This window comes from Ohtaekwangia koreensis, from assembly GCF_900167975.1.
GTDB classification, from domain to species: Bacteria; Bacteroidota; Bacteroidia; order Cytophagales; family Cyclobacteriaceae; genus Ohtaekwangia; species Ohtaekwangia koreensis.
In genome coordinates this window covers 1287780-1314202 of the sequence record NZ_FUZU01000001.1, presented here as the reverse complement: position 1 = coordinate 1314202, position 26423 = coordinate 1287780, and the positions used below count along the sequence as shown (strand labels likewise).

The following is a 26423-nucleotide window of genomic DNA, read 5'->3' as shown; positions in this document are numbered from 1 at the left end:
TACGGAATCGTTATTCTTTTCTTTCCTTTTCCTTTCTGTCGCTCTCTTTACTACCTGCGTATAATTCATATTCCAGCAGGCGGCAGTCAAGTTTGGCATTGTAGAATTCTATTCTTCTTCGAGCCTTTAAGCCAATCTTTTTAGCAAGATCCAGATTGCCGGTAAAGATATAGCCGGTATATCCTTTGCATTTCTGTTTCAGAAAATCACCGATGCGGGCATAGGTTATCTCCAACTCATCAATCTCCCCTAATCGCTCGCCATACTCGGGGTTAAAGTATACCACGCCACTTTTGCCTTCCGGAACTTCCGTTAAGGCAAAATCGCATTGAGCAAACTGAATATACTTTTCAACGCCTGCTATACCTGCATTGATCTTTGAGATATTAATAGCATCATCACTGATGTCGGTTGCCTCAATCAACAAATCGGGCACTTCTTTAATCTGATCATGGAGCATGCGTAATTCCGTCTGGTATACCTGCTCGTCATAATTCTTTAAGTGCATGAAAGAATAATTGCTGCGATATAAACCAGGCCTTCTGTTGGTAGCGAAGAGCGCAGCTTCAATCGCCATGGTTCCTGAACCACACATCGGGTTGATAAACGGTGACTGGCGATCCCACTTGCTAGCCATGATCGTTGCTGATGCAAGCGCTTCCAGCATGGGGGCTTTTCCGGGAATCTTTCTATAGCCGTGCTTGGCCAACGTTTCACCGGAAGTATCAATGAATACTTCACCCCTGTCTTCTTTCCAGTATACGTGAATCACAACACCGGTCATATCAGGGCCAGAGTCAGGGCGAACGCTGGTTTCTCTTCGCAGACGATCAACAATAGCGTCCTTCACCTTAACGTTTACAAACATCTCGTTATTCACGGTAAGCTGATCCACTGTACAGGTAACAGATATATACTTATCGTTGGACAGTATATTTTCCCAGGGCATTCTTACCAGCACATCGTATAATGCCTCAGGATGCTCTGCGTGAAATTCTTTGAGTGAATAGTGTACCTGGCTGGCACAACGCAGATTAAGGTTCAGGCGGATACAATCGGCTACCGTACCTTCAAGCTCGACTCCTGTTTGAAATGTTCGGGTAAGTGTAAAGCCAAGGTCTGTTACCTCGAGCTCAAGATAAGGTGTTAACCGTTTGTTGCACGTAATGATGATACGACTGCGATCAGAAAAAATATTCATGGTGCAAAGATGCTGGAATAATTTTCACCTTCATTATTGCACATAACTGATTTCCTTCAGGTCGAAAACTTGCACAGCATTATCTTCCCGTTGCACCTTAAGCCTGCCCGTATCATCAATCCCCACAATAGTTCCAGAAAAATTTTGTCCGTTTGAACTAAAGAGATGATTTTTTCCTTTCCAGTATAGAACGGCCAGATAATCATTTTTTATTTTATCGAGCGCGTTCTGGCGAAGTCGCAGGTAACGAGCTTCGATTTTTTGTAAGAGAAGTTCCAGTTCATCCTGCAGTGTATATTGAATTCCTGTTATCATGTGCAACGAAGTAGCTGTGCCTACACCAAAATGTTGCTGATTGATATTGATGCCCATGCCTGCTACAGAATGTACGAATTGAGACCCTTGTATCTGATTTTCGATTAAGATGCCACAGAGTTTTTTGTTGCCGGCCATCACATCATTTGGCCACTTGATATGTATATCGGTAATTTTTTTCGTTATAAAGTAATCGTAAACACCTAGTGAAATAATCATGTTCAAAAAGAATTGATCCTTCAGATTTAGAAACACAGGTTTCAAAATCAATGAGAGTGTCAGATTTTTCCCGGGCTCCGCTTCCCATGCATTTCCACGTTGGCCGCGGCCAGCAGTTTGATTATTGGTAATTACCAAAGTACCTTCCGGAGTTGAAGATTGCTGGCATAGTTGCAGGGCAAGTGTGTTAGTTGAATGACATTCCGGCATAAAAACTAAGTTGCTTCCCATGAAAAGGGTACTGGCAGGGATTTTATACAAGGTATTTTGATTAATTTTGATGGTTTAATCTAAAAACGAATATAGTTTAATGGCAAAGAAACGGAAGGGAGCCAATTCAGAAAAGCTAAGTGAAGTGATTGTGAAGGGCATGCAAGAGAAAAAAGCATCGGACATCGTTATCATGGATCTTCGAAAGGTAAAAAATGCTGTGGCTGACTTCTTCATTGTTTGCTCTGGTAATTCGGACAGGCAACTCGATGCTATCGCAGATTCTATTGATGCTGAAGTTTTCAAAGCGCTCAAAGAAAATCCATGGCATGTAGAAGGAAAAAACAATAAAGAGTGGATGCTCCTCGACTATACAGACGTAGTAGCGCATGTGTTTCGAAAAGATCGCAGAGAGTTCTATGCTTTAGAACGCTTGTGGGGAGATGCTGACATCACTGAAATTGATGGCGATTGAACTAAAAGCTTTTTAACTCGTTAATGTTTTGATATTTTTAAATTGATTGAATAAGAATAATTAGAAATGGCTGACAAGAAAGAAAATAATAAACCGCTGTTACCAACCAAACCGCCGAAAGGCAACTACCAGATTTGGGTAATAATTGCAACGATAGCTGTGATTTTTGGTGTGATGTATTTTAACTCTGCCAACAGTCTCAAACCTCTCCGCTATGATGACTTTAAAGAGATGGTTAAGAATGGCGATGTGCGCAAGGTAGTGCTGGTTCAAAATCAGAAATTTGTTGAAGTAACGTTGACTTCTGCAGCATTGCAGAATGCAAAGTATAAACAAGATATAAGCAACGGTCCGCTAAGTTCAGGAAACTCCGGTCCTCATTATATTTTAAAAGTTGTTGACGCTGGAAATTTCGATCAGGAGTTTCGCACATTCATCGACAAACAAGTATCGTCAAGTCAGCGTCCTGAATATGATACTGAAGATCGTGGTGACTATGTAAGTCAACTTTTTCAGTGGGGACTTTTATTCCTCTTGCTGTTTGGATTCTGGATGCTGATGCGCAGAATGACCGGAGGCGGTGGCCCTGGCGGACAGATCTTTAATATAGGGAAGTCTAAAGCTGCATTGTTTGATGCCGAGAATAAAGTAAAGATCACATTCGACAATGTAGCCGGATTGGATGAAGCAAAAGAAGAAGTAAAAGAGATCGTAGATTTCTTAAAGACTCCTGGCAAGTTCACAAAGCTTGGTGGTAAAATTCCAAAAGGTGCTTTGCTTGTTGGCCCTCCCGGTACTGGTAAAACATTGCTTGCAAAAGCGGTTGCCGGTGAAGCAGGTGTTCCTTTCTTTTCTTTATCAGGATCAGACTTCGTTGAAATGTTCGTGGGTGTTGGTGCTGCACGTGTTCGCGATCTTTTCAAACAAGCAAAAGAAAAAGCTCCATGTATAGTATTCATCGATGAGATTGATGCAATTGGTCGTTCACGTGGTCGTGGACAATTACCTGGAGCGAATGATGAACGTGAGAATACGCTGAACTCATTGCTTGTGGAAATGGATGGTTTCGCTACGGATTCAGGTGTAATCATTCTTGCAGCAACGAACCGTCCGGATGTATTAGACTCAGCGTTGCTTCGTCCAGGTCGTTTCGATCGTCAGATCAGTATAGATAAACCAGATATCGTAGGGCGTGAAGCAATCTTCAAAGTACACTTGAAGCCTATCAAGCTTGATACAAGTGTAGACGCTAAAAAACTTTCGGCACAGACTCCCGGATTTGCCGGAGCAGAAATTGCCAACGTATGTAACGAAGCTGCACTCATCGCAGCACGTAGAGATAAGAAAGCAGTGGAGATGATCGACTTTCAAGATGCTATTGATCGCGTGATCGGTGGACTTGAAAAGAAAAATAAAATCATATCTCCTGAAGAAAAGAAAATCGTTGCCTTCCACGAAGCTGGTCATGCAGTAGCAGGCTGGTTCCTGGAACATGCAGATCCATTGGTGAAAGTGAGTATCGTACCGCGTGGTGTTGCCGCGTTGGGTTACGCACAATATTTACCAAAAGAGCAGTTCCTGTATCAGACTGAGCAAATGCTGGATGAAATGTGCATGGCCTTTGGTGGACGTGCGGCAGAAGATATAGTCTTCGGCAAGATTTCAACGGGTGCCCTAAGCGATCTGGAACGCATTACCAAGATGGCGTATAGTATAGTAACCATCTATGGTATGAACAAAGAGATTGGTAACATGTCGTTCTACGACTCTAAAGCCAACGATTATTCATTCCAGAAATCATATTCAGAAGCAACATCAGAAAAGATAGATCGTGAAGTGAAGCGCATTATTGATGATGCGTATGAACGCACAAAATCATTGCTGATGAAGCATCGTGAATACCTCGATGTTATCGCACAGGAATTGCTGGAGAAAGAAATTTTATTCCAGGCAGATCTTGAGAGATTAATTGGAAAGCGTCCTTTTGAAAAGCTTACTACGTATCAGCAATTCACCAACGGACAGGGCAAGTACGAGAAGAAACAACAGGAAGGCGAGCAACCCGGAGTTGATCCAACGCCAACATTGGAAGGCGATAAGCCAGACGAGCTTGCTAGCAATCAATAGAACATAAAGGAATTCTTTCCTTATTTTTGGACTCAGGTATAAACTACCTGAGTCTTTTTTTTACCTATATTCAACCACAGGCAAAATATAGAATCGATTCATTGTCCTTGCAACGCGGTATGATTGCCGGTTGGATCATGTGATATATCAACTATGCTCGAAAAAATCTCAGACCTACAAAATAAAAAGATCTTCTTCGCCTCAGATTTTCATTTGGGAGTGCCCAATCATGAAGCCAGTATAGCAAGAGAGAAACGAATTATCGCATGGCTCAATTCCATCAAAGATGAAGCGCATACCATTTATCTGTTGGGCGATATTTTTGATTTCTGGTTTGAGTATAAACATGCTATTCCAAAAGGCCACATCAGGTTGCAGGGAAAGTTAGCAGAGTTACGCGATGCCGGAATTTCAATTGTATTTTTTACAGGTAATCATGACATGTGGATGTTTGATTATTTTCCGAAAGAATTGGGTATACCGGTATATCGTGATCCTCAACTTTTGGAAGTCGGCTCACAACGCTTGCTCATTGGACACGGTGACGGATTAGGCCCTGGTGATCACACCTATAAAATTCTCAAGAAATTTTTCAACAGCAAGTTCTGTCAATGGTTGTTCGCACGCATTCATCCTAATCTTGGTATAGGCATTGCTAACTATTGGTCAAAGAACAGTCGTCTGGCCAATTTAAAAAGCGAAGAAGGATATCAAAATAACGAGAGTGAATTTCTGTGGGTATACTGTACTGAGTTGGAGCAAAAAACTCATTACGACTACTATATATTCGGCCATCGTCATTTACCGTTAGATCTTCCAATTTGTGATAGAAGCCGGTATGTAAACCTGGGCGAGTGGGTACATTTCAGCACGTATGCTGTATATGATGGAAAAACAGTTGAGCTTAAAACTTTCGAATCGTGATCAATCTTAATCAAAGTATATTTCAATCATATTATCGTAAAAGCGTAACCGTATTCCTGGTTGTGTTCATCAGTATGCTGACAACGGTCGGGTCGGCGCAATCAAAAAAAATTAAGACCCTCGAGGTAAGCGATACAATCGTATATGCAGCAGTCGACCGCCCGGGTGAACTATATATTTTAACTGCCTCCGGCCAGCTGCAGAAGTTTGACACCAATGGCAAGTTGCTCAGCCTCCATAAAAATAAACCATCTCCTACCCTGTTTGATCCACGTGATGGCAGCAGACTTTTTGCATTCTTCCGCGAATCACGCCAGTATCATTTTCTTAATCCATCGCTAGAAATTGTACAAGCTTTCTCCATCGACTCAGCCTTCGCTATAGATCCATGGCTGGCCTGTATATCCGGTGATCATAATGTATGGCTTGTGGATGCCGCGGATTGGACCTTAAAAAAAATCAACACGTCTAACGGTGCTGTATCAATCGAAGAGACGATGGATGTTAAGCCTAAAAAACAAAAAACTGATTTTACTTTTCTGCGCGAGTATCAAGGATTCGTTTTTCTGCTGGATGCATCCGAGGGAATTTTAATTTTCAACAGTGTTGGCAAGCTTATCAAAACCATTAGTGTTAAAAAACTCAGTTACTTCAATTTTCTCGGTGAAGAATTATATTATCTCCAAGGCGATGTGTTAAGATTCTTCGATCTCTTCACAGCAGAAACGCGTGAACAAAAGCTAACGCAGCCAGGTAACTTTGCATTGATAACCGATGAGCGTTTTTTCTTAATTCGAAAAAACACCATTGAAATATTCGGAGCACAGTAATGAAGAGAAACCGGATATAAGATTTCTAAAACTGTTCATTTTTGAACATCTTTGTACATCCTGGAACAGGAATATAGGCTAAAGAGAATCAAAAAGGCTTATTTTTTTCTTGGCATAAAATTTCTGACAGGAAAGCGTTTTCACCTAAATCTATTAGTACTGTGAATTTGGAAGGCGGTAAAATTTTGATGATCGATGACGATGAGGACGTACTCCTCGCAGCGAAAATGTTATTGAAGAAGCAAGGTCATCATGTGATCATTGAAAAGAATCCCAAGAAAATTCCTTTTCTACTTCACAACGATACATATGATGTTATTCTGCTGGACATGAATTTCAGCAAAGACATCACGAGTGGTAAAGAGGGCTTCTATTGGCTCGAACAAATCCTAGGACATGATCCTTCAGCTGTAGTTATTCTAATCACTGCGTTTGGCGATGTTGAAATGGCTGTGCGTGCATTAAAGGCTGGCGCTACTGACTTTATACTCAAGCCGTGGCAAAATGAAAAACTTGTCGCTACTATATCTACCGCTATACGATTAAAGAAATCGTACAATGAAGTTGATAAGTTGAAGAAGGCAAAGGAAATGCTCGAGGAACAAATCGGCAGACCCTTTGGTGAAATTATCGGACAGAGCAAAGCGATTCAGGAAGTGTTCACGCTTATTGATAAAGTAGCGAAGACGGATGCCAACGTTTTGATTTTAGGTGAGAACGGTACGGGAAAAGAATTGATCGCCCGCGCCATTCATCAACGCTCTCTTCGAAAAGACAACAGTTTTGTTTCTGTGGATATGGGTGCTATCACTGAAACTCTTTTTGAAAGTGAACTCTTTGGTCACAAGAAAGGAGCCTTCACCGATGCACGCGAAGATCGTCCGGGAAGATTTGAACTTGCGAATAACGGAACACTCTTCCTTGATGAGATCGGTAATTTAAGCATGAGTCTTCAAAGCAAATTACTCAGCGCGCTGCAATCACGTCAGGTAACACGTGTTGGTGCCAACCAATCGATGGCGGTAAACATTCGCCTGATCTGCGCTACCAACATGCCACTTCACAAGATGGTACAGGAAGGAACCTTCCGCCAGGATTTACTATACCGGATAAATACGGTTGAACTTCACGTGCCACCGTTGTGCGATCGCGTGGAAGATATACCGATGCTGGCCCAGCACTATCTGAATTACTACGCCAAGAAATATCACAAGCATGTTACTGCCATCACCCCCGAGGCAACCGACAAGTTAAAGCGGTATGCGTGGCCCGGAAATATCCGTGAGCTTCAGCATGGTATTGAACGGGCCGTGATCATGACGGACTCGGCAACATTACAGGAAAGTGACTTCCTGTTAAGTCGCACGGTCTCATCAAGTCCAAACAGCAATACACTAAACCTGGATGAGGTAGAAAAGACGGCCATCGTAAAAGCACTCAACATGCATAATGGAAATATATCAAAGGCTGCCGATGAACTGGGACTAACCCGTGCATCACTATACCGCAGGATGGAGAAATACGGAATTTAACAACGGTATAGCTCTAAATACATAACAGCTTCGCGTATAGAAAACGCGAAGCTGTTATCTTTTGTAGTAAGCCATAAAAAATGTAAATTAGACAGTATAATAGTGGGTTACCACTTTTTTCATATACTTATACAGTACATACGGCATTCCCGTCACCGTTTACTCAAACAGCCGGCAGTAGTAATTTTGAAATTTGTTGTATATTTTGTTAAACCTATGCATTGGTACAGATTTGTACATATATTTTTATTGTCGTGTTTGATCTTTGCCTGTAAGGATAGCAACTATACTTTACCCTTGTCTCAAAAGCAGGAAATCTTTACATATCTAAACGACTCTTTACAATCCTGCTATTCAAAATCACCTGACTCTATACTAGTGTGCTCTGATATCGAAAGTCGAAAAGCCTTCCTCCATAGCTTAAGACCATCTGCGAAAGCACAAGAAATATGGATAAACTTTGCAAAGGCACATTCGCTGTCAGAAAGTAATTTTGGCGAAGAATCTATAGAGATCATTAATAGTACATTACCCGAAACAGAAGACTATACCTTCCTTTACGAACGAGCCCAACTATTATCACTACGAAGCTTCATCAATACCAATCATTTCAATTTACAACTGGCTGCCTATGACGCATATCAGGCTGCGGATATTTTTTTAGAACTCGGTTTGACAAAAGAAGCTGCCTCCAAGCACCTATCGATAGCAAACCTGCAGTATAATACCGGTAACTATGAGATCGCTATTGAGCATATAAAAAAAGTAGTGAAGTACTATAAAACCAACAATCTTAAAAGAGACGATTCGATCCGCCTCATCAATGCATACAATACATTGGGGATGTCGTATGTTAACCAGAACGATACCGACAGTGCCCGCATGACCTACAACACTGCACTGGTCCTGGTTCGTATGTCGCACAGCGAAATTTGGGAAGCACTTATCCAGGGCAACATTGCTCAGATCGATTACCTGGAAGGGTATCTGGATGAGGCGCTGATAAAGTATAAACAAAAAGCAGAAGTATGCCTGAAGCATCGAGAGTTTGCTTCGGCAGGTGAAGCACTCACAGGTCTCGCAGAAGTATATAGTCAGAAAAAACAGTTTACCACAGCACAACTATACTACGACAGTGCATGGAAAATGATGCGCAAAGAGCTAAGACCAAACATTTGGGTAATGTACTATAAGAGTCTGCACGATTGGTTTAATTTAAACAAGCAATACGACTCAGCACATATAGCGTATAAGAAGTATATCACTTTACGCGATTCTACACAAAGCAGACAGAGCTTGCAATTAAACAAGCTGCAGAAACAATTACAATTCGAGAAGCAGCTGAATTTACTCCGCACAGAAAATGAGCTTAAGAAAAATGAACTGAACACAAGCCGGATTTTAATTGCATCCTTTATAGCTATCCTGATATTACTCTGTGTACTGCTTTATATCATCCGAAAAAGTTACCGTAAAATAAGAATGCTTAACGCTGACCTCGAGAGTAAAGTAAGAACCAGAACGGCTGACCTGGTAAAACTCAATAAGGAACTTGACACGTATCTATACCGCGCCTCCCACGATGTTCGCAGACCCATCCTTAGCATCATCGGGCTTGGACAACTTGTAGGCTTAGCGCACGATGAATCTGAGCGAAAAGCTATTCAGCAAAAAATTGACGATACGGCCCGTGATATGGACAAGATGCTTTCCAAAATACACATGGCCTATGAACTGGATAAACTGGAAGGCGATCAGCTTATCAACATAAAAGAATATACCATTTCATTAACGCACCGGTTCAAAGTACTGTACCCTAACATTACTTTCAAAGAGGAACTTGAGGACAATATCGTTATTAACACCAACATCAAACTGCTGGATATCATTTTCATCAACATACTTGAAAATGCCTGCATCTTCCGAAACCAGGTAAATCCCGAGATTACCATCAAATTGTTCAAGACGGATAGCTATATAGAAATATACTTTAGAGACAATGGCATTGGCATTGATCAAAAGTATATAAAGGCGATCTTTAATCCATACGCCCGGTATAGCGATCGCTCTGTAGGAAGCGGGCTTGGTTTGCACCTTGTACAAAAGGCGTTGATAAAACTAAAAGGGTATATTTCAGTAGAAAGCACTCTATATATAGGGTCGGAATTCAAAATTACATTGCCAATCTATAAAGATGGACTATCAGAACTCCATTCTGCTTTAAACAACAGCATAAAGATGAATTAACAAGCACCTTATTTGCTGATCTCCGTCAGATGTTCTTCCACGTTCCATCCACTGATCGAGATCAACGGTGTTGCTTTGTCATTTTCAGGATGATATTCCAGATATATAGTTTTTTGTGAGCCCGGAGTAATAGAGATGTAATTATCACTATAGAATACCGGGAGCAAACGCTTCTTAGATTTAGGATCTATCAAGGAAATTCGATTGAAAAATGCCACAGGGCTTTCAGAAAAATTGGACAGCTTCAGTTCGATCTTTCCCTCGGCAAGCCATTTTGCTTCGGCCTGGATCTTGGCAGCCTTCATTTGATTAAGACCAGTATGCATTCCGTTGTTGTCCGGAAGCCAGTAGAAATTTTCACTTAGAATTTGCTTGTTCAGATCAAGCAACTGCAATGATAAGAACACACCTTTATCTTTACGGAGTGAATTCAACATTCCCTTGAGTGCTAAATATTTCTTGGAAATTGTCGGTTCAATACCTACAAAAACCTGCGAGAGAAGACTGTCTTTTCCGTTCATATCATAAGTTTTGATAACTAGCATTAAATCCTGATAAGCCTTCACTGTGTTGTTGGCAATCATCACCATTCCATCGGTAGGACTATACATTACATGCAACGGTTCACTTCCATGACGCAAGCCATACAGGCAAGCGTTGGGGTCCAGATAGTAATCATACATTTGTCCACGCATAGCAGTCCATGGGTTTTGTGTTTTCCAAATGATCGTGCCGGTATACCACTCCCACATGTGCGAACTAAATCCTTCTATCAACGCGCGGTACTGATCATAATTTACCAATTGAGCTTTCACAGCGAAATCTTTTACACTCTTCGGCTCACCATAGGGATTTATATACTGATCATACCCTATATATTTATGATAGTCCCACACCGGATCAACTTTACTGGGATGCTTGGGTGCAACCATATTCTCAGCTGGTATAAATCGTTCAAGCGATTCGTAATCCCCTATACCTACAGAACCTACTTCAGAATTAAATGGAAAAGTTTGTTTATCCCAGAATGATTCAATAGGCTGAATCCCGTAAGGGCCATCACCATTTCCTCCGATTGAGTTAAAAGACATACTATCGGAATTCGAATACTCCACAAACCAGCGCGTACCATCGAGCTCTGGTATAATTGAATCACGCAAGGGAGTAAGTATATCTTCCGGTGGAGTAATTTCATTTCCACCACACCACATGCCCAGCGAAGCGTGGTTCCGAATCATCTTGATCTGATCTATAGCAGAGGTAAGAAACAATGCATGGTCATCGGGATATTTTCTTCGAGTCCATTGATCTTCCGTTTTCTTCGGGTCTGTCCAACGCCCATTGCAATCACCCGACATCCAAAAATCTTGCATTACCAGCAATCCATATTTATCACAAGCGCTATAAAATTCCGGACGCTCAATCAATGCACCTCCCCAAATGCGGATCAGGTTCAAATTCATATCACGGTGAAATCTTATCTCGGCATCATACCGGGCGTCTGTAAACCGAAGCATGGCATCTGAGATAATCCAATTTCCTCCTTTAATAAAAATGCGCTGACCATTTACCATCACCTGGCGACTACGAGTCTCATTATTCCATTTGGTCTGAATCTCTCTTACACCAACCGAAATATTTTCTTCATCCGAAACTGTTTTTCCATTGATGAGGAATTGAAGCTTTAAAGTATATAGGTGCTGCTCGCCATAACCATTCGGCCACCACAGTCGTGGATTCTTAATAGTATAGTCTGGTAATGCTACCGTGGTTGTAGAGAACGGAGCCACCGTTACTTTTTGAGATATCGTGGTTCCCTCCCAGGTATAGCTCGCTATACCATTCACACTTTTCGCAGTCGGGTTTTCGAGTTCGGTCGTAACTTTCAGCGTAGCGGGTTCCTGTTTCCCTTCGGGCAATCGCTTTCCGGAAACCTTCGTTACAATGTGTGGATTTTTTAAGTTTATAGCTTTCGTCTTCTCAATAAAGACTTTGTCCCATATACCTGTATTCCGATCGCGGATCGGTTGAATCCAATCCCATCCGGCTACATATTGATGCGAAACATTTTTGGCAATCATGCCATCACCACCTTGACCGCCATTCGGATTACCAACCGGGTCGGGCGGATATACTATAACTGCAATCCGGTTGTTCCCATTTGCTGATAAATGGCTTGTTATATTATAGGATTGCCGCAGAAACATTCCTTTGTGCGTTGATGGGTTCAGCTTTTTTCCATTGAGAAAAATATCACAGCTATAGTTTACACCACGAAGGTGTAACCACACTTGATCACCTGGTGCTGACGATGACTCCACAAAATCAGTAACAAACCAATAGGTATATTTCTCGCGACCGGTTGTATAGATGTCAGGGATTTTTTCATTGTTCATACCATACAACGGATCGGGTATGCGCTTGTTATTGAGTAACGTTGTCAGCACCGTGCCCGGCACGGTAGCAGGAAGCCAGTCTTGAATTTTATAGGATGCCTGCGACAGCGCAATTCCATCTTCCTTTACTTCGTCTATATTTTTGCAGCGCCAACCCGAATTGAGTTCATATTGAATTTGCGCCAATGCTATATGATGTGCATACAAGGAGAGGACAATGGTAACAAACAGGGGTTTGCATATATTTTTCTTCATAAGGAATAATAAGCATTATAAAGTTTGAATCCTCCCGCCCTTCCCATTACAGAAGGACAAGGAGGACTCCCAAACCCAACTACGTTCACAGACGTTACCAAAACTGTGTCGTAGTTCTGTGCGGTAAACGAACGTTGGGCGCAATTCTACTCTTACTTTAATCAAAAAGTATAAATATTTTTTTTCGGATGGAGTGAAAAGAATCCTGTAAACGTTTACAGATTCATGAGTGATAACACGATTAGCAGAATGGTTTGCATTTGCTTACGAAGAGAACGAAGTGCTTTGAACACTGCGTTATATACAGACTGAATAGTAATTCCTAGTTCATCGGAGATCTCCTTATTGGAAAGCTCTTTATAATATTTCATGTGTAGCAACTTCTGTTGATGATCTGACAATGTGCTAAGCGCTTTCAACACTTTTTCCTTTTGCCAATGCACAACCTCTTCGTCAGCTACACTTCCATCTTCCTGATCAAAGTCCATGAGATCTTCCTCTGCCTTTAACCTTACATGAGGAGATTTCAGGATATCAAGTAATTTTCTTTTTAACGAAGTAAAGAGGTAATATTTAATAGATGTAGTCTCATTCAGGTTTTCACGATTGTTCCAAATTTTGACAAACAACTCTTGTATACAGTCTTTGATAAGCTCATGATCGGAGCTTAATTTTTTCCCATAATTATATAGTGCAAAGAAGTATTTACGATAGATCATCGCATAGGCAGCAAGGTCTCCTGACTTGAACTCTTTCCAGAGTATATAATCATTCATGGAAATCGATCGGCTCTCCGATTGTGCCGGAGCGATGGCTTCATCGATCTTTCTTGCTGCTTCCATTTTGACTCTGTTTGGGTTGAAACTGCTTCGTAAATGGTTCCGTGTGCGGAAACATAGTACAAAATCGATATTTTAACGGTAAAAATAAAATGCTATTGGCCAGATTATTTACGTAGCCAAATAATCTTCGGAAGTCCGGTATTTTTGAACTTCTTGATTTATTAAAACATCCAAAAAAACGTTTACAACGATGATGTGTGATGTGTCTTTTAATTCAATTTTAGGAGACTATATTAAAATTTTGAATCGCTGATAAAATTTTATTTAAGATTTTAAAAAGTCAGCCGACATTACAGAAGATCAATTCTGATTTCAATCACAATTTTCGGACGATGTTAAATGTTATGGCGTCACTATAAAGCAAGGCATCGAACGACATCAAACTAAATTTCTAACCTCTTCAATAATTTTAACCTTCATTAAATATACTTGCACCTTTTACGGTAATAATGAATGGTATGAAAAAGAGTGATGGAATTTTATTAGCGTGTATACTGATGGTTACGTTTCTATCGTGTAAAGAAACGGAACAGAAGAGCACGGCAGACACGGCATTGAGTCTCACACAATATGTAGACCCTCTGATTGGAAGTGGTTTCCATGGACACGTATTTGTTGGGGCAAGCGTTCCTTTCGGAGCTGTCCAATTGGGACCAACCCAACTTTCAGAAGGATGGGATTGGTGCTCCGGTTATCATTATTCAGATTCGGTGATCATCGGTTTTTCACACACACATTTAAGTGGAACCGGTATAGGCGATCTCGGCGATGTATTGTTGATGCCCGTGACGGGTGATACTAAATTAACGAAAGGAACACCACAGGCTATTGAAAGCGGATATGCTTCCTTATTCTCGCATGCGGATGAAAAAGTAACACCAGGATATTATAGTGTTAAACTAAAACGCTATAACATAGAGGTTGCTCTCACGGCATCCGAACGTGTAGGGTTTCATAAGTATATATTTCCAAAAGGCGAGGACGCGAAAGTGCTGGTCGATCTGAAAGAAGGTATAGGATGGGATGGCGCCTATGAAACATCGCTTGAGAAAGTAAATGATACTACATTTACAGGGCACCGGTTTTCAAAGGGTTGGGCCGAAGATCAGCATTTATACTTTGCTATAATTGTATCATCGCCTGCCACGCAGCTTGAGCTTTTTGATGATGAACAGAAATCCGTACAAGGAATCTCTGCAACGGGCAAGAAAACAAAAGGCGTCCTGCATTTCGGAAGTGCCTTTGACAAGCCATTGCTTGTGAAAGTGGGTATATCTCCTGTTAGTACGGCAAACGCATTACAAAATATAGAAGCGGAGATACCACATTGGAACTTCGATAACACCGTAAAAGAAGCGGATGCATCTTGGAATAAGGAACTGAACAAAGTACAGATCAAAGCGAGCGAAGAACGGTTGAAGAAATTCTATACGGCACTCTATCATACTATGATAGCGCCTTCTGTTTTCAATGACCACAATGGCGATTACCGTGGCACCGATAAAAAAATATACCACGATACCACGTTTACAAACCTGACTACGTTTTCTCTTTGGGATACTTATAGAGCTGCACATTCACTCTTTACTATAGTGCAACCAGAACGTGTTGACAACATGGTAAATTCAATGCTGAAAATTTATGAACAGCAAGGAAAATTACCGATCTGGCATTTGATAGGCAATGAGACTAACACCATGCCCGGTAACAGTGCCTTTCCGGTTATTGCCGATGCATACTTGAAAGGCTTCCGCGGATTTGATGGCGCGTTGGCATTAAAGGCTATGAAGACTTCTGTACTTCGTGATGAGCGTGGTTTAAAGTATGTGCGTGAACAAGGCTATATACCGGCAGATGCCGAAACTGAAACAGTAGCCAAGGGTATGGAATATTCTATAGACGACTGGTGTGCTGCACAGCTGGCACAGGCATTGGGCAGCCAGGAAGAGTATATATATTTCAACAAGCGTTCACAGAACTATAAGTACTACTTTGATTCCACTACACATTTTGTGCGTGGCAGGATTTCAGATACCAAATGGCGCACACCATTCAGTCCGTTCGCTGCGCGACACATGAAGGATGATTTCAGCGAAGGAAACTCATGGCAATATACCTGGCTGGTGCCGCATGATGTGGAAGGGTTGATCAAACTTATGGGTGGCGAACAGGCATTCCTCAAAAAACTTGATTCATTATTCGTTGTTAAAGGTGACATGGGAGAAGAAGCATCCAATGATATTACGGGACTCATTGGTCAATATGCACACGGTAATGAACCCAGTCACCATATTCCATATTTATATGCCTATGCAGGACAACCCTGGAAAACCGCAGAGAAAGTCCGGTATATTCTGGACAGCCTATATACGGTTAAACCCGATGGATTGTGTGGCAACGAAGATGTAGGGCAAATGTCTGCATGGTATGTACTTTCATCACTGGGATTCTATCCTGTTAATCCTGCAAACGGCCGGTATATTTTTGGAAGTCCATTGATGGATGAAGCTGTGATCAACTTGCCCGGGGCAAAGAAGTTTACGATTACTGTAAAGAACAACAGCGATCAGAATATCTATATACAAAAAATTACTTTCAACGGTAAGCCGTACACGAAAACATACCTGCAGTATAGCGATATCATGAATGGAGGCGATATGATTATAGAAATGGGAAGCAAGCCTGGTTCACAATGGGGAATTGATAAAGCCGATTGGGCATTCTCTTCATTGAAGTAGAATCCAAATAAACCAGTCAAGTATATCAAACAAAAGAGCGGGATACCAACGTATCCCGCTCTTTTATTTCTTATCGATCACGATTCATAATTCATATTACAAATTAAGTATATATCTGTATCAATTTACTTTCGCTATCCAGAATGCTATGCGTTGTCTCTTCCAGGTATAGGTCAACGCTACAGTGTCGTGAAAATGGATGATGGCGGGATACGAAAACTCATCGCCCTGTTGTCCGGTTTCAAGATCAGTAATGAGCGGCCACGTCTTTCCGTTGTCTTTTGATATAGCAATCGAAACTGGTCTACGTGCGCCCCAGTTTTTTCCATCGCGATTAAAAACAAGCACCAATGTTCCATTGTCTAATTTTGTGAGATCTATACCGCTATTCGGATTCGGTAAACTTGTTTTATATACAGGCGACCATGTTTTACCATAATCCTCTGAATCACTCCGACAAATTACTCCGGCAGAACTCCGTAGCAGCATATGGACGGTCCCGGGAACGGACTCCCATAATGTAGGTTGTATCACACCCTCCCCCTTTATAGAATCACGATTAAGTGTGACGAATGATGTAGCCTGCCATGTCTTGCCTTCATCTTCACTCCGATCTACAAATGCATTCCATACACCTTTCAATTCGTTCGATGCCGGAGCGAGCCACGCACCATTGGACAGTACTATAATTTTATTTCTGACAGGTCCCCTGCCTCCCTTATCACCGGGCACAAGTTCTTTTGCCTGCGACCATGTATCACCATTGTCCTTTGAAACTATATACCATGTCTCCCAAAGATCAATCAGTTTTCCTACTTTAAAATATAGTATAATATCGCCAGAGGATGTTTTATGCAGCACGGGATTCCAATGTGGATCTTCGCGTAGCTTGGCTATTTCAATCGGCGTAGACCATTGTTTGGAATTCCCCTTCGATAACCAGATCCCAACATCATCATGTTTCTCGTGAGTCCCTCCAAACCAAGCCACGATAAACTTGCCATCGTTGGTTTTTATCAACGTTGAAGCGTGACATTGCTGAAAAGGGCGATCATCCCCAAAAACATAATCCTGCTGCAGAAGGGTAATACTGTCTTTTCTTTCCACGTTAGAAACTATTTCTTCTTTCACGGGGCTCTGTTTGCAAGCCGACACCATTACTAATATATATAGTATTGAAATAAGCCGAACGCCATTCTTGCTCATAGTGCTATTATAGTTTTTAATTCTGATCTGATACCAAAGTTTCAAGTACAGGTTCTAAAGTAGATTTGAGAGCCTTCATGGGCACATCGTTCTGTTGTTCAAAAACGACAACTTCATTCTTCCCCTTTTTCAACCAACATCCAGGTAAATATAGCGTTTGCTGCGGCCCTACTTTCCAATAGCGACCTATATGTATACCATTCACAAACACAATGCCTTTACCCCACCCTTGCATATCCAGAAACACATCGCCTGGTTCCTGGACCTCGAAGGCAGCTGTATAAAAAGTTGGCAACCCAATGTTATTCTTATTTATATTTTTTGCAAGATCCGGCACTTTGTCAAAGGGAAGCGAGTACATCTTCCATCCACCCGTAATTTCAAAATCGTTGATCATTACAGGAGCAATGATTCCTTTCGTGCTGTTGATGATATCAGCACCGTAATTTATACGCCCCATGTTTTCAACCAGAATATCCAGGCGTCCGTTGAAAGGTATCTCAATCGGAAGAGTATATTTCTTATCCTGACGATTAAGCTCTCCCACTTTCTTGCCGTTCACAAATACGATGGCGTAATCACGAAGCCCCTTTACCTGAAGCTCACCCTGAATCGGCTGCGTAAAGTTTTTACTATAGAGCACATAGCCAAAGCCCTGTCCTAATTCTTCGAACGACAAAGGGGATGCATTCACAACAGGTTTGACAGTATTCTTCCATTCAAAGAAGTCAACCGCTTTAGTCAATGCTATATCTGGCAAAGCAATAACCGGGATCTTCGCGGGAATTTCAGGGACAGTATATTTAACATACTTTTTCATCAATTCACGTATAGCAAGATATTTGGGTGTTGCCCAGCCTGCTTCACTGATCGGAGCATCATAATCATAGCTTGTAATATCAGGCTGTATATCGTGCTCATCGTTATAATTGGCACCCGATGTAAAACCGAAGTTTGTTCCGCCATGCACCATATAAAAATTGAAGTGAATGTTATTTTGGAGATACTGCTCCGTCTGCTTTACTATTTCATCAGCACCAATTCGCGTAAACGGTTCAGCCCAGTGATCGAGCCATCCCGGATAAAACTCTGCTACCATGTATGGCCCTTGGTTGTTGTGATATTTATTGACGGCCTTTTTCAGGTTATCAATATTACCTTCTCCGTTGGCAGTTGGTAATATACCTTGCAAGGAACCACCCTCGAACAACCAGGTTCCATCGGATGTAAAGAAAGGGCCATCGAATCCGGCCTCACCCAACATTTTCTGTATAGCCAGGTTATACTGCCGGTGTTCCTCTATAGGTATATCTTTACGCTGCGAAACATACGATCCGAATTCATTCTCTACCTGTACAAGAATTACAGGCCCTCCTTTACTTACCTGTAAATGTTTTACTTCCTGTGCAAGCTTGTTTATATATACCCGGCATGAATCCAGAAAAGGTTTATTGTTAGCACGAATAACAAGGCTCTTGTTTTTCTGCAGCCACCAAGGGTATCCTCCGAATTCCCACTCTGCGCAAGCATAGGGCCCTGGACGAAGTATAACATTCAATCCTTCTTCTTTGGCAATCGTAATGAACTCACTGATGTTTCGATTGCCGGTTTTAAAATCCCATATACCCGGAGCCGTGTTGTGATAATTCCAAAATACATATGTGGCGATCGTATTGAGTCCCATAGCCTTCGCCATCTTCAGGCGATGACGCCAGTACTCTTTTGGAATACGGGCATAATGGATTTCACCGGAGTGAATTTGTATCGGTTTACGGTCGTATAAAAACTGTCCCTCCTTGATTTCAAAGGTATGTGCCTTCTTTTGGGCAGTAATGCTGTAGGACAAACAAGCCATCAGCATTACCATGATAATCCTTTTCATTCTCTCTCTCACATTTATAGCAGTATCTAAAACACTTCTACTGTCGATATCAGCGGGCAAGCTTTTGAAGCTGTGATGTTAATCCGGATTTTGCCTGTCTCCACCGGATCGATCTTCAATATTCTTTTATAGCCTATTGTAGTGGCATCGGCTACTTTCTGCCAGCTATTATCTTTCCAGACCTCAACATTGAATGACTTAACACGTTGTCCTAATTTGATATACTCCTGCAGCACTATATATTTTACAGGTTCTACTTTCTCTAATGAAATTTCCAGTGCTCCGGTGGTAACATTATCATCGGTTGCCCAATATGTCTCTTTGTTGCCATCCGCTATATTGCTGGCAGCATATACATCTGATTCGCCACGATAGGATGTTGCTTCGGTTTTTGCTTTGGCAGCCAGGTTGGTTTTGAATTCTGCATCCAGCATCGCGCGCCATTCCTTCAAAGCTTTCACGTCATTCTCATGTACAAGTCCACGTTTGTCAGGAGGAACGTTCAACAGCAGATTAGAGCCACGACCAACCGAAGTAAGGTATATATCGAATAATTTCTCTGGCGTTTTTACCAATGAATCTTCTTTAGCATGATAAAACCATCCCGGACGAATTGATACATCTACTTCAGCGGGAATCCAATGTGTACCATTTTCGCTTCCGGTACCTAACAATTTTTCAATGCCTCCTTTTCCGGCATATAGTGTATCGGGTGTGATTGAATTCCAGTTCGTCTCTCCCGCTATACCGTTCTCGTTTCCTACCCAGCGTACACCAGGACCTGCATCACTAAAGAAGATTACATTGGGTTCCATTTCACGGACCATGCTTAATGTTGTTGGCCAATCATAGTACGTAGCACCGTTGATCTTTCTCTTTTCGTTGGCACCACCGTAATAACCGTCACCACCGTTTGCTCCATCAAACCACATTTCGAACACCGGGCCATAGGTTGTAAATAATTCTTTCAACTGATTACGATAATATTCCACGTATGCAGGTGATCCATAGTCTGAACGATTTCTATCCCACGGCGACAGATATATACCGAACTTCAGACCGTGCTTTTTACACGACTCTGAAACTTCTTTCACTATATCACCTTTACCTCCTTTATAGGGACTATTTTTTATAGAGTGCTCCGTATATTTCGAAGGCCACAAGCAGAATCCATCGTGATGTTTGCTCGTGAGTATAACACCTTTAAAACCAGCATCCTTTAAAGTGGTGACCCACTGATCAACATTAGTTTCTGTCGGGTTAAACACTGTAGTTTTTTCATCTCCGAACCCCCACTCCTTATCTGTAAATGTATTGGTCGTAAAATGGACAAATGCATTCAACTCCATTTCGTGCCAGGCTAACTGCGCATCACTCGGTACAGGCAACACCGCTTGAGGCGCTGCTACTTCCTTTTTTGCACAGGAAGCGAGTAAACAAAGCAAGAATAAATTGAGAAGTTTAAACGTTGTTTTCATTTGTAAAATGTTCCTTGTTGTTGAATATAAATAGCGTGAGCTCCAAATATAACCTATACATGCACGCGTTTACTATAAGATTAAACGAGCGGTAGTATAGTTTATAACTTCGGACGCAGACTTTATTTTTTAGCGGTCGTTTTACGGTTTGACACGTTCGTAGTTGTCAATTGAAATACTGTAGCGTCTTCATTATTACGCGACACAATTAATCTGCGAGGAGCTCGCTTGAATTTTGTCATCGCCATGTCGCGTATATCTCCCGATAACCAGAGCGGTTCACTGGCATTGTTTGTTTGAATGCTTCCATCTTTGAACTTTAGCAGGATTCCGAAGGAAGCATCACAACGTCCGAGCTGCACACGGTATGGATAGAAATTACCAGCGGCCAATACTTCGGCAATGCCGTCACCATCAAAGTCATCAAAAACAAATGCTTGCGTAGACGACAACTGTGCCATTGGCGGCAAGGGCTTCATCACGAATTTTCCATGTCCATCGTTTTCAAACCATGAAGATTGAAGGGTGGTGGCTTTATATATAGCCGCACTGCTCAGAAGATCTTTTCCGATCACATCCTCAATGGTTGCCGTTGCATAATCGGCATAGCGGATAAATTTCTTCCGGAGTGGAGTCACTTGATCCAAAAGTTCATCACGGCTTGGCAGCGGGTAACTTTTGCCTTGTATATAGGAGCAGATAATCGGATCTATTTTACTATCCTTATTTATATCCGAGGCATATAGTTGTACCGGCTCCTTGGCAGATATATGTAGTGGAAGATTTATACCAGCATTGCCCGCAAGCAGGTCTATATCTCCATCGTGATCTACATCGGCTGCCAACAGCGAGCTCCACCAGCCCTGCGTATCCGCAAGACCAACGTCTGCTGTAACGTCTTTAAACTCTTTACCTTGTATATTTTGAAAAACGCGTACGGGTATCCACTCGCCTGCTATAATGAGGTCCGGCCATGTATCTTTATTAACATCTGCCCATATAGCATCCGTTATCATTCCAGCATTCTGAAGTATAGCATTTGTCTTCGTGGTAATATCTACAAAATGTATCTGGCCGTCATGTGAATCATTCCGTAGTAACATACTCTGCGGTGATGTCGGATAAGCATCCGGCACTAAGCGTCCTCCTACGAATAGATCGAGATCTCCATCTTTATCGAAATCAGAAGCCTTCACGCTGCCACCACTTATGCTTTCAATTGGCAATGCATTTTTAATTTTCATAAAACCACCTTTACCATCACCTTTATAGAGCCGGTCCTGGTATAGAGTATCACCGGGCATAAACTCATTTCCTCCACTCACAACATAAAGATCTTCGTTGCCATCTCCATCAGCATCAAAAAATATAGAGCCTATATCTTCACAATATTTATCGGCGGCCCATGGAGCGGCTTCAGCTTCTGTAAAAGAGCCATCGTCATGTCCCATAAAAAGTTTTGCTGAATTTCCATGTGAGCCTTCAAAGAAGACGTCATCATTTTGATCATGGTTTATATCTGCCACACTTAATTTACCCCCGAGGTGTGATAGCTGGTAAGGAACAAGTCGCTGAACTTTGAAATCGACAAAGTTATTTTCAACGTGCTTATATTTCAACCCGGCAGAGGAAGTTTCATCCACAAGTATAGGCTTATGAATTATAGGGCGCTCATTTTCGTGTGGCACTGCTTGCTGTTGCGCTATTGTTACAAGCTGATTGGGTTTTACATTTGCAAGAGTGGAAACTCTACCGTCAGTCCACTGCACTTTTATCTCCGGTATACTGGCAGTCGTCCCTATACCAATGGTAAGAACCGGATCAACAGACGACTGATATCCGCGGGTAAAGTATATTTCATGAACCAATGTTTTATCGGCGAGTTTTACCGAAACCTTTGAGCCCAAAGCCTGTGTATTCGGTTTAGCACCCACCAGTTTAATTCTCACAAAATTATTCTTCTGTATTTTTTCCTGGTGATTCTGAAGTATACTGGCGTCATCGTTAAGATTATTAACGACCAGGTCATAATCGCCATCGTTATCCAGATCGGCATAAGCAGCTGCATTCGAAACGGTTTTACGATCCAGGCCCCACAAAGCAGATACGTTTTCGAAACGCAGTCCATCAGTATTCTTAAATATATAGCGGTTTGTTTTCGTTGATTGCATTTTCTGAACCATTGCCAAAACATCTACCGGGCGATTTTGAGCATTGGCCTCCTGCGACATATCATTAACGGTATATTTCAAGAAATCAAGATTTGTAAAATCTTTTAAATAACCGTTCGAGATGAAGAGATCTTTCAGTCCATCATTGTCATAATCTGCAAGCAACGGAGCCCAGCTCCAGTCGGTATGAGAAACACCCGCGATCTGTGCCACTTCGCTAAAACGAGGAAGACTGTCAGAGGCGAAGCCGCGGTTAAGCTGAAGTGTATTGCGCATATACTGATGATAATATCCGCTATCCACTGCAAGCGTATATTTATCGTACTCATCGGCTCCTTTCAAAACCTTTTGCCGATAGTTATCTTCCGGTAACATGTCGGCAACAAATATCTCGGGCAATCCATCATTGTTAATATCCGCTATATCGGAGCCCATTCCGAATTTGGACAGATGTCCAAATAAAGTATGCGACATCTCCGTAAATGTACCGTCACGATTATTGATGTAGCAGAAATCCTGCTCTTCATAATCATTGGTAACATATATATCTGGCCATTGATCACCATTCAAGTCACTGACGGAAGCACTTAACCCGAAATTCAAACCACTTCCATGAATCTTCGCCCGCTCGCTTACTTCTACAAATTTATTAGCATCATTTCTGTATAGTTTATTTCCGAAGTATGGATGCCGCAGGTTGCGCAATCGTTTCACATTAAAGTATGCGGAATAAAACATGTTCGCATGATTGAGCAGAAACAGATCCAGATCTCCATCACGGTCGTAGTCAAAAAAATAAGCTTGTGTGGAAAATGTACCTTTCGCATCAACACCATACTCCCGAGCCTGTTCAACGAATACGGGAACACCTCCCTTTTCACATCCCTGGTTGATAAACAGTTGATTCGCACGTTTCGGATGATCGCGAATAACAGGTTTATTATACCCTTCGCCATTAGCATTACCGGAATAACAAACATATATATCCAGCCAGCCATCGCCATTTATATCCACCATTGTTACGCCGGTTTTCCAATCGAGTGGTCTGCCGCTGGTTCCGGATTGCTGGGTTATGTCTTCAAACTTCAGATCGCCATTGTTCAGGTATAGTTTATTCGGAACCGTATTTCCCGAAAAGTATATATCTGCCAAACCATCGTTGTTTACATCGCCCGTAGCAACACCGCCACCATTATAGGTGTACTCGTAGGTCATAATGTTGGTAACCTGATCTTCCTTTATGTCATTCCGGAAATCTATACCTGCGTCACTCAAATCAACTTCACTGAATTGTTTCGGTTGTCCGCATTGCTGGAAAAGAGCCAGTGTAAGAGCACATAACAAACTATAAAGGGTGTTCCGGAAGATCATTATTAAAATTCTATATTGTTCAGCTACCAATCAAATCCATGAAAGAATAAAGGAGGTATCTACCTACCCATATCAGTTCTTCATAAAGATAAGGATATATTAATATCCGGAATTTTGGGTAAGTGAATTTTAGAATTATGAATTACCTTGGAATGCATTAAAAAATGCTTTCTCATAACTTGTACCAATCGGAATTTCTTCTCCGGCAACGGTTATGATCTTGTTACGGATGTTTGCAATCCGGGCGATTGCTACAATATAAGAACGGTGCACGCGGACAAACCCGTGGAGTGGAAGTTTCTCGAGCATAACTTTGAGGGTCATGCGGGCAACAACAGGCTTTTGATTTTGTAAATGAATGCGGAGATAATCGTCCAGTCCTTCTATGAAAAGAATATCCGCTACACTAATCTTGATAAGACTATAGTCTGCGCGTATAAATATATATTGTTGTTCAGGCTTACTCGTTTGGTGCGTATGGCTATAGTATTCTTCTGCCTTTGTAACAGCCTGTAAAAAACGCTCGTATGTAAAAGGTTTGAGAAGATAATCGATCGCACTCAGATTAAATCCCTCAACGGCATATTCGGTATAGGCCGTTGTAAAAATAGCCATTGTATTTTGTTTCACCTCCTTGTATAAATCAATACCTGTTAGGGATGGCATGTTTATATCCAGAAACAACAAGTCTACCGGAAATTTATTTATATACTTTAAAGCTTCATTTGGTTTAATGAATGTTTTCTCCAGCGAAATAAAATCGACACGCTGGCAAAAATTTTCAATTACCTGCAGTGCAAGGGGTTCATCATCTATAGCAATGGCGTTTATCATTTCAATTGTATAGTAAGTGAAACTGAGAAATCGTTCTTATTATCTGTAATGATCAGCGTATGTCGTTTTGGATATAGTAGCTGCAGCCTGTTCCGGGTGTTCTCAATTCCAAGTCCGCTTTTTTCTTCTTCTCCTCTTGTGAACACTTTATTATTGAATACTTCGAGTCGCAATTCATTATGGTCCATTTCTATGGAAACTTTAATACGCGAGCTTTCCTCGGCATTTATACCATGTTTAAAAGCGTTTTCAACAAACGGGATCAAGATCAGTGGAGCAATTCTATTTGTGCCTGCGTTTCCATGGACAAAAAACAAAAGCTCGATGGCATCTCCAAAGCGGAGTTGCTGCAATTCAACATAGTTACGAATATAGCTAAGTTCCTTTTCAAGCGATACAAAATCACGATTCGATTCGCTTACAACATAGCGCATCATAGACGACAGTTTTACAACCGCTGAAGGTGTATGATCAGACTTTTGAATGGCCAGCGAATAAATGCTATTCAAAGTATTAAACAGGAAATGCGGATTGATCTGCGCTTTGAGATAAGAAAGTTGTGCAGTGAGTTTATCTTGCTCAGCTTGCTTCCAGCGATTACTGATTTTTAATGTAAGGGATATAAACGTTACAACGGAAAATCTAAAAAAGTTATGGCCGAATTCAAACAGTATAGAACCTTCTTCTGCCCGCTGCGGCACCGGAGGTATAGGAGAAGAGAACTTCGGATGATTGGGTAGCAGTAAAAACGGTACTAGTGTTGTTATCATAAAGCATCCTGCAATGATCAGGAAATAGAGAGTATACTTTTTAGTAAAATAGAATCGTGTTATTAAGACCTGGACGTTAAAATAGAAATAAGCAATCAGGAGTATACATGCAATCATCTCACGCTGCATAAACCCTCCAAAAAAAGTATGCACAGAAAATGCCGGCCCCGGTGAAAACACGATTGGGATAACCAGGAAGAGTACCCACCCCGTTGTGTGAATAAGAAGATTTCTGCCTTTACTCATCTTTCAGGTTGAAGGTCCTGGCACAATAGACCGCGTCATACATAAAGTAATAAATCATTTCACAAATATGATACGAAAAGTAATGACAAATAGAAAACTGAACATTATTGCGGCAATAAGGCTAAATGTGTCGGTTTTTATTGGTTGAAGATGT

17 protein-coding genes are annotated in these 26423 nt (G+C 41.5%); 7 read left to right on the top strand and 10 right to left on the bottom strand.

All coding sequences use genetic code 11. The features are described from left to right. Positions 1 to 10: 10 nt before the first annotated feature. Together B5Y40_RS05540 and B5Y40_RS05535 are read right to left on the bottom strand one after the other, a co-directional pair. Positions 11 to 1201, bottom strand: a complete 1191-nt coding sequence (locus B5Y40_RS05540) for a THUMP domain-containing class I SAM-dependent RNA methyltransferase (protein ID WP_079685686.1) — start codon at positions 1199 to 1201, stop codon at positions 11 to 13. A gap of 33 nt (positions 1202 to 1234) precedes the next feature. Further along, the gene (locus B5Y40_RS05535) at positions 1235 to 1966 is read right to left on the bottom strand and encodes a biotin--[acetyl-CoA-carboxylase] ligase (protein ID WP_245840478.1); all 732 of its coding nucleotides are present in this window, start codon (positions 1964 to 1966) and stop codon (positions 1235 to 1237) included. 79 nt (positions 1967 to 2045) lie between these two features. On the opposite strand from B5Y40_RS05535, the gene rsfS reads away from it, so the two are divergent. The 6 genes from rsfS to B5Y40_RS05505 all read left to right on the top strand — a co-directional run bounded on the left by rsfS (position 2046) and on the right by B5Y40_RS05505 (position 10080). Continuing rightward, positions 2046 to 2420, top strand: coding sequence for a ribosome silencing factor (rsfS, locus tag B5Y40_RS05530; RefSeq protein ID WP_079685684.1), 375 nt, complete (start codon positions 2046 to 2048; stop codon positions 2418 to 2420). A gap of 66 nt (positions 2421 to 2486) precedes the next feature. Next, positions 2487 to 4547: an ATP-dependent zinc metalloprotease FtsH gene (gene ftsH / locus B5Y40_RS05525; protein WP_079685683.1), complete on the top strand. Its 2061-nt coding sequence runs from the start codon at positions 2487 to 2489 to the stop codon at positions 4545 to 4547. Positions 4548 to 4700: 153 nt separating this feature from the next. Beyond that, the gene (locus B5Y40_RS05520; RefSeq protein ID WP_079685682.1) at positions 4701 to 5471 is read left to right on the top strand and encodes a UDP-2,3-diacylglucosamine diphosphatase; all 771 of its coding nucleotides are present in this window, start codon (positions 4701 to 4703) and stop codon (positions 5469 to 5471) included. Continuing rightward, positions 5468 to 6301 carry a hypothetical protein gene (locus B5Y40_RS05515; RefSeq protein WP_079685681.1) on the top strand — a complete coding sequence of 278 codons (834 nt, stop codon included), beginning with the start codon at positions 5468 to 5470 and terminating at the stop codon, positions 6299 to 6301. Before B5Y40_RS05520 ends, B5Y40_RS05515 begins: the two co-directional genes overlap by 4 nt. A gap of 188 nt (positions 6302 to 6489) precedes the next feature. Continuing rightward, positions 6490 to 7833, top strand: coding sequence for a sigma-54-dependent transcriptional regulator (locus tag B5Y40_RS05510; RefSeq protein ID WP_079687096.1), 1344 nt, complete (start codon positions 6490 to 6492; stop codon positions 7831 to 7833). 216 nt (positions 7834 to 8049) lie between these two features. Then, entirely contained in the window at positions 8050 to 10080 is a 2031-nt protein-coding gene (locus B5Y40_RS05505; RefSeq protein ID WP_079685680.1) for an ATP-binding protein, read from the top strand. 8 nt (positions 10081 to 10088) lie between these two features. On the opposite strand, the gene B5Y40_RS05500 is transcribed toward B5Y40_RS05505, so the two are convergent. Both B5Y40_RS05500 and B5Y40_RS05495 read right to left on the bottom strand, forming a co-directional pair. Continuing rightward, a complete protein-coding gene (locus B5Y40_RS05500; protein WP_079685679.1) occupies positions 10089 to 12731 on the bottom strand; it encodes a glycoside hydrolase family 2 protein in 2643 nt (880 codons plus the stop codon). Positions 12732 to 12946: 215 nt separating this feature from the next. Beyond that, positions 12947 to 13573 (bottom strand): RNA polymerase sigma factor, encoded by a 627-nt coding sequence (locus B5Y40_RS05495; protein WP_079685678.1) that lies wholly within the window; start codon positions 13571 to 13573, stop codon positions 12947 to 12949. Positions 13574 to 14031: 458 nt separating this feature from the next. Here B5Y40_RS05495 and B5Y40_RS05490 point away from each other — a divergent pair, with 458 nt between their 5' ends. Then, complete coding sequence (locus B5Y40_RS05490; protein ID WP_079687095.1) at positions 14032 to 16311, top strand: GH92 family glycosyl hydrolase; 2280 nt, start codon at positions 14032 to 14034, stop codon at positions 16309 to 16311. 120 nt (positions 16312 to 16431) lie between these two features. On the opposite strand, the gene B5Y40_RS05485 is transcribed toward B5Y40_RS05490, so the two are convergent. The 6 genes from B5Y40_RS05485 to B5Y40_RS05460 all read right to left on the bottom strand — a co-directional run bounded on the left by B5Y40_RS05485 (position 16432) and on the right by B5Y40_RS05460 (position 26269). Next, positions 16432 to 17517, bottom strand: a complete 1086-nt coding sequence (locus tag B5Y40_RS05485; protein ID WP_079685677.1) for a sialidase family protein — start codon at positions 17515 to 17517, stop codon at positions 16432 to 16434. A gap of 16 nt (positions 17518 to 17533) precedes the next feature. Further along, positions 17534 to 19399: a beta-galactosidase gene (locus B5Y40_RS05480; RefSeq protein ID WP_143785622.1), complete on the bottom strand. Its 1866-nt coding sequence runs from the start codon at positions 19397 to 19399 to the stop codon at positions 17534 to 17536. A 26-nt stretch (positions 19400 to 19425) separates the two neighbouring features. Beyond that, positions 19426 to 20877, bottom strand: coding sequence for an alpha-L-fucosidase (locus tag B5Y40_RS05475; protein ID WP_079685676.1), 1452 nt, complete (start codon positions 20875 to 20877; stop codon positions 19426 to 19428). Positions 20878 to 20999: 122 nt separating this feature from the next. Next, positions 21000 to 24419 (bottom strand): VCBS repeat-containing protein, encoded by a 3420-nt coding sequence (locus tag B5Y40_RS05470; protein ID WP_079685675.1) that lies wholly within the window; start codon positions 24417 to 24419, stop codon positions 21000 to 21002. 135 nt (positions 24420 to 24554) lie between these two features. Continuing rightward, positions 24555 to 25253 carry a LytR/AlgR family response regulator transcription factor gene (locus B5Y40_RS05465; protein ID WP_079685674.1) on the bottom strand — a complete coding sequence of 233 codons (699 nt, stop codon included), beginning with the start codon at positions 25251 to 25253 and terminating at the stop codon, positions 24555 to 24557. Next, positions 25250 to 26269: a sensor histidine kinase gene (locus tag B5Y40_RS05460; RefSeq protein ID WP_079685673.1), complete on the bottom strand. Its 1020-nt coding sequence runs from the start codon at positions 26267 to 26269 to the stop codon at positions 25250 to 25252. Before B5Y40_RS05460 ends, B5Y40_RS05465 begins: the two co-directional genes overlap by 4 nt. Positions 26270 to 26423 lie beyond the last annotated feature (154 nt).

What these genes read in the sequence shown, in the direction of transcription:
- B5Y40_RS05490 (WP_079687095.1), top strand. Translation starts at nt 14,032, where the DNA reads ATGAAAAAGAGTGATGGAATTTTATTAGCGTGTATACTGATGGTTACG.
- B5Y40_RS05460 (WP_079685673.1), bottom strand. Translation starts at nt 26,269, where the DNA reads ATGAGTAAAGGCAGAAATCTTCTTATTCACACAACGGGGTGGGTACTC.
- B5Y40_RS05480 (WP_143785622.1), bottom strand. Translation starts at nt 19,399, where the DNA reads ATGAAAAGGATTATCATGGTAATGCTGATGGCTTGTTTGTCCTACAGC.
- B5Y40_RS05535 (WP_245840478.1), bottom strand. Translation starts at nt 1,966, where the DNA reads ATGGGAAGCAACTTAGTTTTTATGCCGGAATGTCATTCAACTAACACA.
- B5Y40_RS05520 (WP_079685682.1), top strand. Translation starts at nt 4,701, where the DNA reads ATGCTCGAAAAAATCTCAGACCTACAAAATAAAAAGATCTTCTTCGCC.
- B5Y40_RS05540 (WP_079685686.1), bottom strand. Translation starts at nt 1,201, where the DNA reads ATGAATATTTTTTCTGATCGCAGTCGTATCATCATTACGTGCAACAAA.
- B5Y40_RS05510 (WP_079687096.1), top strand. Translation starts at nt 6,490, where the DNA reads ATGATCGATGACGATGAGGACGTACTCCTCGCAGCGAAAATGTTATTG.
- ftsH (WP_079685683.1), top strand. Translation starts at nt 2,487, where the DNA reads ATGGCTGACAAGAAAGAAAATAATAAACCGCTGTTACCAACCAAACCG.
- B5Y40_RS05475 (WP_079685676.1), bottom strand. Translation starts at nt 20,877, where the DNA reads ATGAAAACAACGTTTAAACTTCTCAATTTATTCTTGCTTTGTTTACTC.
- rsfS (WP_079685684.1), top strand. Translation starts at nt 2,046, where the DNA reads ATGGCAAAGAAACGGAAGGGAGCCAATTCAGAAAAGCTAAGTGAAGTG.
- B5Y40_RS05495 (WP_079685678.1), bottom strand. Translation starts at nt 13,573, where the DNA reads ATGGAAGCAGCAAGAAAGATCGATGAAGCCATCGCTCCGGCACAATCG.
- B5Y40_RS05500 (WP_079685679.1), bottom strand. Translation starts at nt 12,731, where the DNA reads ATGAAGAAAAATATATGCAAACCCCTGTTTGTTACCATTGTCCTCTCC.
- B5Y40_RS05485 (WP_079685677.1), bottom strand. Translation starts at nt 17,517, where the DNA reads ATGAGCAAGAATGGCGTTCGGCTTATTTCAATACTATATATATTAGTA.
- B5Y40_RS05505 (WP_079685680.1), top strand. Translation starts at nt 8,050, where the DNA reads ATGCATTGGTACAGATTTGTACATATATTTTTATTGTCGTGTTTGATC.
- B5Y40_RS05465 (WP_079685674.1), bottom strand. Translation starts at nt 25,253, where the DNA reads ATGATAAACGCCATTGCTATAGATGATGAACCCCTTGCACTGCAGGTA.
- B5Y40_RS05470 (WP_079685675.1), bottom strand. Translation starts at nt 24,419, where the DNA reads ATGATCTTCCGGAACACCCTTTATAGTTTGTTATGTGCTCTTACACTG.